This is a genomic window from Edwardsiella sp. EA181011 (assembly GCF_000800725.1).
GTDB classification, from domain to species: Bacteria; Pseudomonadota; Gammaproteobacteria; order Enterobacterales; family Enterobacteriaceae; genus Edwardsiella; species Edwardsiella anguillarum.
Window position 1 is genome coordinate 3,860,363 of the sequence record NZ_CP011364.1, and the last position, 13,153, is coordinate 3,873,515.

The 13,153-nt window shown below is 60.5% G+C and carries 11 protein-coding genes; all 11 read right to left on the reverse strand.

The genetic code is table 11. The features are described 5' to 3' along the window. Positions 1-2: 2 nt before the first annotated feature. The 11 genes from murG to cra all read right to left on the reverse strand — a co-directional run bounded on the left by murG (position 3) and on the right by cra (position 13,078). Positions 3-1,082, reverse strand: a complete 1,080-nt coding sequence (gene murG, locus QY76_RS17095; RefSeq protein WP_034163138.1) for an undecaprenyldiphospho-muramoylpentapeptide beta-N-acetylglucosaminyltransferase — start codon at positions 1,080-1,082, stop codon at positions 3-5. Beyond that, positions 1,079-2,332 carry a cell division protein FtsW gene (gene ftsW, locus QY76_RS17100; protein WP_174434951.1) on the reverse strand — a complete coding sequence of 418 codons (1,254 nt, stop codon included), beginning with the start codon at positions 2,330-2,332 and terminating at the stop codon, positions 1,079-1,081. Before ftsW ends, murG begins: the two co-directional genes overlap by 4 nt. A gap of 5 nt (positions 2,333-2,337) precedes the next feature. Then, complete coding sequence (murD, locus tag QY76_RS17105) at positions 2,338-3,654, reverse strand: UDP-N-acetylmuramoyl-L-alanine--D-glutamate ligase (protein ID WP_045425148.1); 1,317 nt, start codon at positions 3,652-3,654, stop codon at positions 2,338-2,340. A gap of 1 nt (position 3,655) precedes the next feature. Then, positions 3,656-4,738 (reverse strand): phospho-N-acetylmuramoyl-pentapeptide-transferase, encoded by a 1,083-nt coding sequence (gene mraY, locus QY76_RS17110; protein ID WP_034163136.1) that lies wholly within the window; start codon positions 4,736-4,738, stop codon positions 3,656-3,658. Continuing rightward, the gene (murF, locus tag QY76_RS17115) at positions 4,732-6,108 is read right to left on the reverse strand and encodes a UDP-N-acetylmuramoyl-tripeptide--D-alanyl-D-alanine ligase (RefSeq protein ID WP_034163135.1); all 1,377 of its coding nucleotides are present in this window, start codon (positions 6,106-6,108) and stop codon (positions 4,732-4,734) included. Before murF ends, mraY begins: the two co-directional genes overlap by 7 nt. Then, the gene (gene murE, locus QY76_RS17120; protein ID WP_034163134.1) at positions 6,105-7,592 is read right to left on the reverse strand and encodes a UDP-N-acetylmuramoyl-L-alanyl-D-glutamate--2,6-diaminopimelate ligase; all 1,488 of its coding nucleotides are present in this window, start codon (positions 7,590-7,592) and stop codon (positions 6,105-6,107) included. Before murE ends, murF begins: the two co-directional genes overlap by 4 nt. Continuing rightward, positions 7,579-9,342, reverse strand: coding sequence for a peptidoglycan glycosyltransferase FtsI (locus tag QY76_RS17125; protein ID WP_034163132.1), 1,764 nt, complete (start codon positions 9,340-9,342; stop codon positions 7,579-7,581). Before QY76_RS17125 ends, murE begins: the two co-directional genes overlap by 14 nt. A 38-nt stretch (positions 9,343-9,380) precedes the next feature. After that, positions 9,381-9,701 (reverse strand): cell division protein FtsL, encoded by a 321-nt coding sequence (ftsL, locus tag QY76_RS17130; RefSeq protein ID WP_034163130.1) that lies wholly within the window; start codon positions 9,699-9,701, stop codon positions 9,381-9,383. Further along, positions 9,698-10,639 (reverse strand): 16S rRNA (cytosine(1402)-N(4))-methyltransferase RsmH, encoded by a 942-nt coding sequence (rsmH, locus tag QY76_RS17135; protein ID WP_045425149.1) that lies wholly within the window; start codon positions 10,637-10,639, stop codon positions 9,698-9,700. The genes ftsL and rsmH overlap by 4 nt, the downstream gene beginning before the upstream one ends. 2 nt (positions 10,640-10,641) lie before the next feature. Continuing rightward, positions 10,642-11,100, reverse strand: coding sequence for a division/cell wall cluster transcriptional repressor MraZ (mraZ, locus tag QY76_RS17140; RefSeq protein WP_034163128.1), 459 nt, complete (start codon positions 11,098-11,100; stop codon positions 10,642-10,644). A 973-nt stretch (positions 11,101-12,073) separates the two neighbouring features. Continuing rightward, the gene (cra, locus tag QY76_RS17145) at positions 12,074-13,078 is read right to left on the reverse strand and encodes a catabolite repressor/activator (RefSeq protein ID WP_045425150.1); all 1,005 of its coding nucleotides are present in this window, start codon (positions 13,076-13,078) and stop codon (positions 12,074-12,076) included. Positions 13,079-13,153 lie beyond the last annotated feature (75 nt).

The window sequence follows — 13,153 nt, forward strand, 5'->3', positions numbered from 1 at the left end:
TATTAACGCGCCACGTCGCAGATCGCCTCGGCGACCCGCTGGGTTGCATCGGTGATCGCCGCCGCCCGGGCCTTTTCCGCCATCAGTAACAGCGTAGGGCGATCCCAGCCCGCCAGCGTCTCCACCACCGCATCGACGCTAAAATCGGGCTGTTCAATAATTCTGGCGGCACCGGTACGTGCCAGCGCCGCCGCATTCCAGTACTGCTGACGATCCTTGTGCATAAAGGGCACAAACAGCGCCGGTAAACCGGCAGCGGCGATCTCGCTGACCGTCAATGCGCCGGATCGGCATACGACGACGTCGGCCCAGGCATAGGCCGCCGCCATATCGTCAATAAACTCGGTTACCCGATGCTCCTGCAGCCCCAGGCGCTGATACTCCGCCTCGACCGACAGCTGGGCCCCTTTCCCGGTCTGATGCCACAGGGTCACCCGCTCCCCGAGACGCGCCGCCACCGCGGGTAGCGTCTGGTTCAGGATCCGGGCGCCCTGGCTGCCGCCGACCACCAGCACCCGAACGGGGCCGGTGCGTCCGGCCATCCGCTGCGCCGGCGCCGGCAGCGCCAGCACATCCTCACGCACCGGATTTCCCACCACCGGCGCATGGGGAAAGGCACCGGGAAACGCCTGCAGTACCCGTTTAGCTATCTTGGACAGCCAGCGGTTGGTCAACCCGGCGATCCCGTTCTGCTCGTGCAGCACCACCGGAACGCCGCACAGCCAGGCGGCCAGACCGCCCGGGCCGGAGACATAGCCCCCCATCCCCAGCACCGCATCGGGACGGTACGCCTTGATAATTCGCCGCGCCTGCAGCACCGCACGCACAATGCGGAACGGTGCGCCGAGCAGCGCCTTGATCCCTTTGCCGCGCAGGCCCGAAATCTGAATAAAATCGATCTCGATGCCGTGCTGTGGAACCAGCTGCGCCTCCATGCGATCCGCGGTACCCAACCAGCGGATCTGCCATCCCTGCGCCTGCAGATAGTGCGCCACCGCCAGCCCCGGGAACACGTGTCCTCCGGTACCGCCGGCCATGACCATCAACCGTTTGTTTCCTTGATGATTCGCCGCGCCGCTCATCGTGACCCCTTAACCACCGCCTGGGCATTCGCCTGGCGGGTTTCATAATCAATGCGCAGCAAAAATACCAGCGCCGTAGACATAATAATCAGGCTGGAGCCGCCGTAGCTTATCAGCGGCAGCGTCAGCCCTTTGGTCGGCAGCATGCCGGCCGCCGCGCCGACGTTAACCAACGCCTGAAAGCTGAACCAGACGCCGATGGCGCAGGCCAGAAAGCCGGAAAAACGCTGATCGGCCTCCAGTGCGCGCCGTCCGATGGACATCGCACGAAAAGCGACGAAGAATACCATTAACAGCGTAAGAACCACACCGAAATAGCCCAGCTCCTCGCCGAGGATGGAGAAAATAAAGTCAGTGTGCGCCTCCGGCAAATACTCCAGCTTCTGAACCGAGTTTCCCAGCCCCTGCCCCCAAAACTCGCCGCGGCCAAAAGCCATCAGCGACTGGGTCAGCTGGTAGCCGCTGCCGAACGGATCGGCCCACGGATTCCAGAACGACGTTACGCGTCGCATACGGTAGGGCTCGGCGATAATCAGCAGGATCACCGCGAAGATCCCCGAGCCGATGATCGCCAGGAACTGCCACAGCTTGGCCCCCGCCAGGAACAGCAGCCCCAGCGTCGTCACAAACAGCACCACCACGGTTCCCAGGTCCGGCTGCGCCAGCAGCAGCACCGCCAGCACCACCATCACCCCCATCGGCTTACAGAAGCCCCAGAAGTTATTGCGCACCTCATCGACCTTGCGCACCAGATAGCTGGCGAGATAGCAAAACAGCGACAGCTTAGAGAACTCCGCCGGCTGAATACGCAGCGGTCCCAGCGCGATCCAGCGCGAGGCGCCGTTAACCGAGCTGCCGACCACCAGCACCACCAGCAGCATCGCCACCGACAGCAGCAGCATCGCATTGCTCCAGCGCTGCCAAAACTCCATCGGAATGCGCAGGGTCACCATAGCGAGGCCGAAGGCCAACGTCAGGTAAAGCGCGTCGCGCTTGGCAAACAGAAACGGATCGTCCGCCAGGCGCTGTCCGATTGGCATCGACGCCGACGTCACCATGATAAAGCCCATCGCCGCGAGCCCAAAGGTCAGCCACAGCAGCGTCCGGTCATACAGCACCACCCCGGCACTGTCGGCTTCGCCGGCGCCCATCACCCAGTCGCGCAGGCGCAGCATCCCACCCATCAGCGGCAGGGAAAAACGCGGCAGACGCAGATGCGGCAGGCGGGGGCGAGGCAGCGCGAGACGCAAACGCATCAGCCGAACTCCCGTGCCAGGCGGGCAAACTCATCGCCGCGCTGTTCGAAGTTTTTAAACTGATCCAGGCTGGCGCAGGCCGGTGAAAGCAGCACCATATCCCCCCCACGCGTCAGCGGCGCCAGCGCGCGTATCGCCTGCTCCATGGTATCAAAGCGTCGGGAAACCTCCGGTCGCAGCAGCATCAGCGGCCCGGCGTCGCGGCCGAAGCAATACAGGCGGATACGATCGCCCTGCAGATACGGCAGCAGCGGCGTAAAGTCCGCCCCCTTGCCGTCACCGCCCAGCAGCAGGTGCAGCGTGCCGTCCAGATGAAGCCCCTTCAGCGCCGCCTCGGTGCTACCCACGTTGGTCGCCTTCGAATCGTTAATCCAGCGTACGCCGCTGTGCTCCAGCACCAGCTGGAAACGGTGCGCCAGGCCACGGAACGTCGTCAGCGCCCGCAGGCTGGAGGCGCGCGGCAGGCCAACGGCGTCCGCCAGCGCCAGCGCCGCCAGGGCATTGGTGTAATTATGGATGCCGGTGAGCTGCATCTCCTTGGTATTCAAAATCTTTTCACCGCGAACGCGCAGCCAGATCTCGCCCTGCTGGCGGTTGAGATGGTAGTCGCCCACGTCGACGCCAAAGCTGACGCAGCGCGTATCGGCGCCGTGGATCGGCATGGTCAGCGCATCGTCCGCGTTGACCACGCAGGCCCGGGCGTTTTCATAGATGCGCAGCTTGGCCGCCCGATACTGCTGCAGCCCCAGCGGGTAGCGGTTCATGTGATCTTCGCTGACGTTCAGGATGGTCGCCGCCGCCGCCCTCAGGCTGGAGGTGGTCTCCAACTGAAAGCTGGAGAGCTCCAGGACATACAGGCGGTACTCATGCTTCAGCAGCGTCAGGGCGGGCACCCCGATATTACCGCCGACCCCGACCTGCCAGCCTGCGGCACGGGCCATCTCGCCGACCAGCGTCGTCACGGTGCTTTTACCGTTAGAGCCGGTGATCGCCACGATCGGCGCCTGCGCCTCGCGGCAAAACAGCTCGATATCGCCGACGATCTCCACGCCCGCCTGCGCCGCCCGATCCAGCGCCGGCGACGAGAGGGGGATCCCCGGGCTGGCGACGATCAGATCGGCGTCCATCAGCCATGACGGCTCAATGCTGCCCAGATGACGCTCGACGCTCGCCGGCAGCTTATCCAGCCCCGGCGGCGTTGCGCGGGTGTCAACCACCCGCGGTACCACGCCGCGATCCATAAAGAAATCGACGCAGGAGAGGCCCGTCAGCCCCAGCCCGATGATAACGACCCTCTTCCCCTGATAGTCAGCCATATTAACGTACCTTCAAGGTTGCCAGTCCAATAAGCACCAGCATCAACGAAATGATCCAGAAGCGCACGATCACTCGCGGCTCCGGCCAGCCCTTCAGCTCGTAGTGGTGATGGATGGGCGCCATGCGGAAAATGCGCTGGCCGCGCAGCTTAAAGCTGCCCACCTGCAGGATCACCGACAGGGTCTCCATCACGAAAACACCGCCCATGATCACCAACAGGAACTCCTGGCGCAGCAGCACGGCAATGGTGCCCAGTGCGCCGCCCAGCGCCAGGGAGCCGACGTCGCCCATAAAGACCTGCGCCGGATAGGTGTTAAACCACAGAAATCCCAACCCGGCGCCGACGATCGCAGTACAGACGATCACCAATTCGCCGGCGTGACGAATGTAGGGAATATGCAGGTAGGCGGCGAAGTTGACGTTGCCGGTCGCCCAGGCCACCAGGCCCATGCCCGCGGCCACAAACACCGTGGGCATAATCGCCAGGCCATCCAAGCCGTCCGTCAGGTTGACGGCGTTGCTGGTGCCAACGATCACGAAATAGCTCAGCAGGATGTACAGCAGCCCCAGCTGCGGCATGATGTCTTTAAAGAACGGAACCACCAGTTGGGTAGCCGGCGTATCCTTACCGATGCTGTACATGGTGAATGCCACCACCAGCGCGATCACGGACTGCCAGAAATATTTCCAGCGGGCGATCAGCCCATCGGTGTTCTTGCGTACCACCTTACGGTAGTCATCGACGAAGCCCACGACGCCGTAGCCCAGCAGCACAAACAGCACGCACCAAACATAGGGGTTAGAGGGATAGGCCCACATCAGAACCGAAATGGTAATCGAGGTCAGGATCATCAGGCCGCCCATGGTCGGCGTGCCGCGCTTGCTAAAGTGCGACTCCGGCCCATCATTACGCACCACCTGGCCAATCTGCAGCCTCTGCAGCCAGGCGATCAGGTGTGGCCCCATCCACAGGGAGATAAACAGGGCGGTCAGCAAGCTGACGATGGCGCGAAACGTCAGATAGGAGAAGACGTTAAAGCCAGAAAAGTATTTGACCAAATGTTCGGCCAGCCAGACTAACATGATTGATTCTCCTGCATTTCCTGCACAGATACGCCTCGTACTACCTGCTCCATTGCGGCACTACGTGAGCCTTTTACTAGAATGGTGATCGCCGCATGTTCGCATAACAGGTGTTTCAGGCGCTCAATCAGCGCTCCTTTATCCATGAAATGTTCGCCACAACCACTGGCCTCGCCGATCAGTCGGCTCAGTCCGCCGACGCTCAGCACCTTATCGATCCCCGCCGCGCAGGCCGCCTGGCCGACGCGGCGATGGCACGCCTCGGCCTCCGCGCCCAGCTCGGCCATGTCCCCGACCACCATCACCCGGTAGCCGGGCATCGTGCCCAGCACCTCCGCGGCGGCGCTCATTGAGCCGACGTTGGCATTGTAGCTGTCATCCAGCAGCAGCTGCTGTTCGCCCAGACGGATGGGAAACAGCCGTCCCGGCACGGCCTGCAGCCCGGCCAGGCCTTGCTGTACCTGCGCCAGCGAGGCCCCCACCGACAGGGTCAGCGCCGCGGCCGCCAGCGCATTGGCGATGTTATGCCGACCGGGCAGCGGCAGCAGCACATCACACTGTCCCACGGGGGTATGCAGGGTAAAGTGGGTTCCCGCCGCATCGCTGCGCTCGGCGCTGGCGTAGAAGTCTACCCCCGCGCCCGCCTGCGGGGAAAAACGCCACACGCGCTGCTCTGTCAGCGCATGTTGCCAGTTTTCCCAATCGTTGCTGTCGGCGTTCACGATCGCCGTTCCCTGTGGCGGCAGACCGGCAAAAATCTCGCCTTTGGCCCGGGCGACCCCGGACAGTGAGCCAAACCCTTCGAGATGCGCCGCCGCCAGATTATTGACCAGCGCGCTGTGCGGACGCGTCAGCGCCACGCTATAGGCGATCTCGCCGACGTGATTGGCGCCCAGCTCGATCACCGCAAAGTCATGCTGCGGCTCAAGGCGCAGCAGAGTCAGCGGCACGCCGATGTCGTTATTCAAGTTACCGGCGGTGTATAGCACGTTGCCGCACAGGCCGAGGATCGCCGCACTCATCTCTTTTACCGAGGTTTTGCCCGACGATCCGGTCAGCGCCACCACCCGAGCCGGAACCTGACGGCGCACCCAGGCGCCCAGCTGCCCCAGCGCCAAACGGGTATCTGCCACCAACAGCTGCGGCACATCCAGCGCCAGACGGCGGCTAACCAGCAGCGCGCCGGCACCGCTCTCCAGCGCCCGGGCTGCAAAGTCATGCCCGTCGAAGTGATCGCCCTGCAGCGCGATAAACAGGCACCCCGGCGTTAGCTTACGGGTATCGGTCGTCACCGCCGCCACGGGGCCATCCGCACCGATAAGCGTCGCGCCGATGGCGTCGGCGAGGGTCTGCAGCGTCGTGGCGATCATGCTACCACCCCCAGCAGACGGGCTACCGTCACCCGATCGGAATAGTCCAGACGGCGGTTGCCGACCAGCTGATAATCCTCATGTCCCTTGCCGGCTACCAGGATCACATCCTGCGGCGCCGCCTGCATCACGGCCGCGGTCACCGCCTCGGCACGCCCGGGGATGGCCATCGCCAGTCCCGGATCCAGCATACCGCTGAGAATGTCGTTAATGATCGCCCGCGGCTCTTCACTGCGCGGGTTATCATCGGTCACGACCACCCGATCGGCATACTGTTCGGCTATCGCCCCCATCAGCGGACGTTTGCCCGTATCGCGATCCCCGCCGCAGCCGAACAGGCACCACAGCTCTCCCTGACAGTGCAGGCGCGCGGCCAGCAGCGCTTTTTCCAGCGCATCCGGCGTATGGGCATAGTCAACGACCACCGTAGGCTTACCGGGCGCCTGGAAGACCTCCATTCGCCCACAGACCGGCTGCAGCTGGCCAGACGCGGCGCACAGCGCCGCCAACGGATAGCCGAGCGCCAGCAGCGTCGCCAGCGCCACCAGCAGGTTACTAACGTTAAACTCGCCCATCAGGCGGCTGTTCAGCGAGCCCTCTCCCCAGCTGGAGTCGAAAGCGATCGTCGCGCCGCCGTCGTGATACACCACCGAACGCGCGACCAGCCAGCGTCCCGCCCAGCCTTCGGGCAAGGCGCCGGTGACGGTCACCGCCACCGCATCCGGTAGCTTATCCAGCCAGCGTCGCCCCGTTTCATCGTCCGCGTTGACGATCTTCTCACCGCTGTGATGGGTCGAAAACAGGCGCCATTTCGCCTGTGCGTAGTGTTCCATATCACCGTGATAATCCAGGTGATCGCGGCTCAGGTTGGTAAAGGCCGACGCGGCAAACGGCAGCGCCAGCACCCGGTTTTGCACCAGACCGTGCGAGGAGACCTCCATCGCCACCAGCGTTGCGCCGTCATCGGCCAGCGTACGCAGCATGTGCTGCACGTCGACGGCCGAGCCGGTGGTGTTTTCGCTGGGATAGACATGCCCTAGCAGGCCGTTGCCGACGGTGCCCATCACGGCGCCGGTGTCGCCCAGCAGCTGTGCCCACTGCGCCAGCAGCTGGGTGGTTGTCGTCTTACCGTTAGTTCCGGTCACGCCCACCAGGCGCAGATCGGCGCCCGGCTGACCGTAGAAACGCCCCGCCAGCGCGGAAAGACGCTCGTTGAGATGGCTGAGATACACTACCGGCACGCCGTGCAGCTCGCGTACGCTGCCGTCCTCGGCCTCGCCCTCGGCCTCAGCGATAACGGCGGCGACGCCCTGCGCAATGGCCTGCGGAATAAAACGGCGGCCGTCCGCCGCGTGGCCGACGACGGCCACGAACAGATCGCCTGCAGCCGCTACGCGGCTGTCCAATGTCATGTCCCGCAAAGCGCGCTCCGGGGCCTGTGCAACCCAAGGAGCCAAAAGCGCGCGCAAATTACGATCTGCCACCTGAACCCTCTTTTTTATTGTTCACCAATTCGCTCTTATCACCCGTGGGCAACGCATCCGGCTCAACGTTCATGGTGCGCAGTACGCCGCCCATGATGGCGCCAAAGACCGGTGCAGATACCGCACCACCGTAATATTTCCCCGCCTGTGGATCGTTAATCACCACAACCAGGGCAAATCGGGGATTGCTGGCCGGTGCAATACCGGCCGTGTAGGCGATGTATTTATTCACATAGCGCCCGTCGGGCCCAACTTTCTTGGCCGTACCGGTCTTAACGGCGACCCGGTAACCTTTTACTGCCGCTTTGACACCGCCGCCTCCGGGCAGCGCCACGCTTTCCATCATGTGCACCACGCTACGCACCAGCGCGACGGGGAATACCCGCTCGCCGGGCACCGGCGGATCCACCTTGGTAATCGACAGGGGGCGATAAATCCCCATGCTGCCGATGGTTGCATAGACACGCGCTAACTGTAACGGCGTTACCATTAGCCCATATCCGAAAGAGAAGGTGGCCCTCTCAATGTCGGACCACCGTTGTTTTTTTGGGTATATGCCACTGCTTTCCCCGACCAGCCCCAAATTGGTCGGTTTTCCGAACCCGAAGCCGGAGTAAGTATCCACCAGCGCCGAGGACGGCATCGCTAACGCCAGCTTGGAAACACCGACGTTACTCGACTTCTGTAAAATACCGGTAATGGACAGCTCGGCATAGCGCGCCACGTCCTTAATCTCATGCCCGTTGACATAGTAAGGCAGCGTATTCAGCACGCTGTTCTCCCTGACGATGCCGCGCTGCAGGGCGGTCATCACCACCATGGGCTTCACGGTCGATCCCGGCTCAAAGATATCGGTGATAGCGCGGTTGCGCATCGCCTCCTGAGGCGTGTCGGTAAGGTTGTTCGGGTTATAGGAGGGGCTATTGGCCATCGCCAGCACCTCACCGGTGTTAACATCCACTAACACCGCGGTGCCCGATTCGGCCTTGTTGAACGCCACCGCATTGGTGAGCTCACGATATACCAACGCCTGCAGGCGCTCATCGATGCTCAGCGACAGGTTATGGGCCGCCAGGCTATCGACCGAGGAGATATCCTCGATGACCCGGCCAAAGCGATCCTTGCGCACGGTACGCTCACCGGGTTGCCCGGTCAGCCAGCGATCGAAGCTCTTTTCAACCCCCTCAATCCCCTGGCCGTCGATATTGGTCACGCCGATGATGTGAGCGGTCACTTGCCCCGCCGGGTAGTAGCGCCGCGACTCCTGCTTTAGGTAGATACCCGGCAGACGAAGCTTGTGAATATACTCGCCCATCGCCGGATTCACCTGGCGGGCCAGATAGACAAAGCGCCCGCGCGGGTTGGCGTTAATCCGCGCGGCCATTTTATCCAGCGGCGTTTCCAGCGCATCGGCCAGCGCCTGCCAGCGCGTATCCAACGTGATGCCTCCGTGCTCGTTCACCTCTTTCGGGTCGGCCCAGATGGCATTCACCGGCACGCTGACCGCCAGCGGACGTCCGGCGCGATCCTTGATCATGCCGCGCGCTGTCGGGATCGACTGCGTACGCAGGGAGCGGGCATCCCCCTCTCGCACCAGGTGTTCAGGACTGATCACCTGCAGGTAGGCGGCGCGCGCCAGCAGCCCAAGCAGCGCCAATAGGATACAGCCGCACAGCAACGCAAAACGCCAGCTGACAAAGCTGGCCTGTTCTTCTTGACGCCGTATCTTCCCCGATCGCACTGCTTTCATTGATTCCTTGATTACCTGCTCGTCATCGATCAGTTATCTTACTGTTGGACCACAATATTTTCCTGAGAGGGATCCACGTGCTGCATCTGTAGCTTTTCCGTCGCGATGCGCTCAACGCGGCTGTGATCGCCCAGCGCATTCTCCTCCAGAATCAGGTTGCGCCACTCGATATCCAGCGCATCCCGCTCCAGAACCAGCTGTTCGCGCTCTGCGGTCAGCAGGCGCGTTTTATGGGTCGTCGTCACCACCGACAGCGCGGAGACCAGCACGGCGATAAACAGCAGCACCGGTAATTTACCGTGGCGCAGCAGATCGCCACCGATGATGGAAATCAGCGAATGGCGCTCATTGCCAATCATCTCGCGATCCTTTCCGCCACCCGCAGCACCGAGCTGCGCGCCCGTGGGTTATCGGCCACCTCGCGCTCACCCGGCATCCGTTTCCCCAGCGCCTTCAGCTGCGGACCGCCCTGCGCCTGCAGCTGCGCCTCCGTCAGCGGCAACCCTTTGGGGACCTGCGGGCCACGGCTGTGCTGGCGAATAAAGCGTTTAACCAGACGATCCTCCAGCGAATGGAAGCTGATCACCGACAGGCGTCCCTGGGGCGCCAGCGCAACTAGCGCCCCCTCCAGCGCCCGCTCAATCTCATCCAGCTCGCTGTTGATGTAAATGCGAATGGCCTGAAAGCTGCGCGTTGCCGGATGCTTATGTTTTTCTTTAAACGGGCTGGCCTCGCTGATCAGCGCCGCCAGCTCACGGGTACGGGTCAGCGGCTCCGTGCGGTTTCGTTCCACGATGGCGCGGGCGATACGCTTGGCGAAGCGCTCCTCACCGAAGGTCTTCAGCACCCAGGCGATATCATCTTCCTCCGCCTGCATCAGCCACTGTGCGGCAGAGAGACCGCGCGATGGGTCCATACGCATATCCAGCGGCCCGTCGCGCATAAAGGAGAATCCACGCTCGGGATCGTCGAGCTGGGGCGAAGAAACCCCCAGATCGAGCAGTATGCCGTCAATCCTGCCGCTCAGCCCCATTTCCTGCACATAGTCTGCCAGCGCCGAAAACGGGCCATGGACGATGGAGAAACGCGGATCATCAATCTGCGCGGCGGCGGCGATGGCCAGCGGATCGCGATCGATGGCAATAAGGCGTCCCTCCGCCCCCAGCTGGGAGAGAATGAGACGGGAATGACCACCGCGACCAAAGGTGCCATCAATGTAAATACCGTCACTGCGCAGATTAAGGCCTGCTACCGCCTCATCAAGCAACACGGTCTTGTGTTGAAAATTTTCCGACATGACTATAACGACAAATCCTGTAAACGCTCGGAGAGGATCTCCGTTGCGGACTGTTCAGCCTCAATATCTTCCCTGACCTGTTGATACCAGGTCTCTTCATCCCACAGCTCAAACTTATTGAACTGGCCCACCAGCATCACTTGTTTGTGGAGCCCCGCATGCTGCCGCAGCGTCGCGGCAATCAGCAGGCGTCCGGCGCCGTCCATCTGACATTCGCTGGCGTGACCCAGCAGCAGACGCTGCACCCGGCGCTCGGCAGGATTCATACTCGACAGACGGGATAATTTCTGTTCGATCACTTCCCACTGTGACAGAGGATAAAGCAGCAGACAGGGGTGATGGAGATCGATGGTGCATACCATGTGACCTTGCGCTTCCTCAATCAATAAGTCCCGGTAGCGGGTAGGTACCGCCAGACGTCCCTTACTGTCGAGATTGATGGTTGTTGCGCCTCGAAACATGCCGGAGTGACTCCCTGATGCCCCATATCACCACTTTATCCCACAAATTCCCACGCTAAGAAGTTTACGGAGGGGAGGAAAACCTTGTCAAGCCAGAGCGGGCGCGGTTTGGCAATATTTTTATCAACGTGGGGTTTTAACAAAATAGGCAAGAAAATTCCGATCGCCAAAAATGGAAATTAACACCATGATAAATTAGAGGAAATTTAAATCCGCCATACCAAATAACAGAAAAACCCCCTACATAACCAAACGTTAAACTTTGCTCATTTTTTGCAATACAGCTCTCATTTTAACCAATGTGCACACAAATAAATCATCTGTAAACGGCTATAACAGCAGAACAATCTGACTAAAAACCCTGCGAAAGATAATTAAAAATATCAATAAATTTCAATGAATTAAGTTTTAATCATAGATCGAAGATATTATTTGAACACATTTTATCTTACTTTCTAAGCAATAATAATCTCTTTCGTCGTCAAATATTTTACTGAATTTTTCAGTCCTCTTTTTCTTCGTTGATTAATAACGTAACGCCGTGATACCGCCCCCAGTCACGCAACATTCCTCACCTTGCTTACACCGTTTTACTAAAAGCAGTAATTTACCTAAAAAACGCATTAGCTCTACTTTTGAGCGATAGCGCTATTTTTTAAGACTATTCCTGAAATATCCTGAAAAATAAGATAATCCTCTTTATCAGCTCGGCGGAGCTTAGCGCTAAGAGGCGCAGATACAGGGCAAATCGAGTTAAGTTGCCGCAAAACTCAACGCTGTAAAATATCAAGCACCAAGTTATACAATCCACAAAAAACGAAAAATACAGCAATAAAATTCAGAAAATAACAGCATTACAGTGATTATCACTACCACCATGGAGTTAAAACAGAACCAGGCCATTTACAGCGAGACAGGCAAGTCGACGTATCTAAAGCTAAAAAACCGGGTCTCCCCGGTTTTTTTATCTTGTTTACTGCCAGTTTAGGCGCCCGCGCTGCAGCAAAATTCGCCGCATCCGGCTTAACCCCGGCTTCGGCTTTCTCGGCTCGTCCAGGCTGGCCAATACCAGCTCCAGTACCCGTTCGGCAATATCGCGATGCCGCTGGCCGACGGACAATACCGGACAGTCCAAGAAATCCAGCAGCTCGTTATCGCCAAAGGTCGCAATGGCCAGATCGCTCGGCAGATGGCCATGCTTTTTCAGCGTGACATCCAGCACCCCCTGCAGTAGGGGGAACGAGGTGGTAAACAGCGCCTGCGGCATCTCATGATACTGCAGCCACTGGCTAAACGCCGCCGCCGCCGCCTCTCGCTCATAGCTGTTGGTATACAGATAGTTCACCGGGCGCTCGTCACCCTGCCACGCCTTGCGGAACCCCTGCTCGCGCAGGAAGCTGACGGAGAGCTCCGGCAGCGCCCCCAGATACAGAACTGACTGGGCCGGAAAACGCCGCAGTTCGGCGGCCAGCATCTCGGCATCGTCCATATCGGCGCCGACCACGCTGATAAAGTGCTCCGGATCGAGGGCGCGATCCAGCGCGATAATCGGCAGAGGATCGTTGGCCCAGCGCTGGTAAAAAGGGTGCTCCGGCGGCAGCGCCGTCGACACGATAATCGCATCGACCTGACGCTGCAGCAGATGCTCGATACAGCGCATCTCGTTGTCCGGCTGATCCTCAGAACAGGCGATCAGCAGCTGATAGCCGCGCTGGCGTGCCTGGCGCTCCAGGTAGTTAGCGATGCGGGTATAGCTGGTATTCTCCAGATCTGGGATCACCAGACCGATGGAGCGGGTTCGCCCCGCGCGCAGCCCGGCGGCCACCGCATTAGGATGGTAGTTATGCTCGCGCACGACGGCCATCACCTTCTCGACCGTCTTGTCGCTGACGCGGTACTGCTTGGCTTTCCCGTTGATCACATAGCTGGCGGTCGTTCGCGAGACACCTGCAAGACGCGCGATTTCATCCAGTTTCACATTATCCCCCTTACAGGCAATCGCCTTACGGTGACAGCCAATGCGTCGACCTGGCTGTCCAGGCTGTATTGTGCG

Coding starts and splice junctions, on each gene's coding strand:
- murD (WP_045425148.1), bottom strand. CDS start 3,654: ATGGCTGACTATCAGGGGAAGAGGGTCGTTATCATCGGGCTGGGGCTG.
- ftsL (WP_034163130.1), bottom strand. CDS start 9,701: ATGATTGGCAATGAGCGCCATTCGCTGATTTCCATCATCGGTGGCGAT.
- mraZ (WP_034163128.1), bottom strand. CDS start 11,100: ATGTTTCGAGGCGCAACAACCATCAATCTCGACAGTAAGGGACGTCTG.
- rsmH (WP_045425149.1), bottom strand. CDS start 10,639: ATGTCGGAAAATTTTCAACACAAGACCGTGTTGCTTGATGAGGCGGTA.
- mraY (WP_034163136.1), bottom strand. CDS start 4,738: ATGTTAGTCTGGCTGGCCGAACATTTGGTCAAATACTTTTCTGGCTTT.
- QY76_RS17125 (WP_034163132.1), bottom strand. CDS start 9,342: ATGAAAGCAGTGCGATCGGGGAAGATACGGCGTCAAGAAGAACAGGCC.
- murG (WP_034163138.1), bottom strand. CDS start 1,082: ATGAGCGGCGCGGCGAATCATCAAGGAAACAAACGGTTGATGGTCATG.
- murF (WP_034163135.1), bottom strand. CDS start 6,108: ATGATCGCCACGACGCTGCAGACCCTCGCCGACGCCATCGGCGCGACG.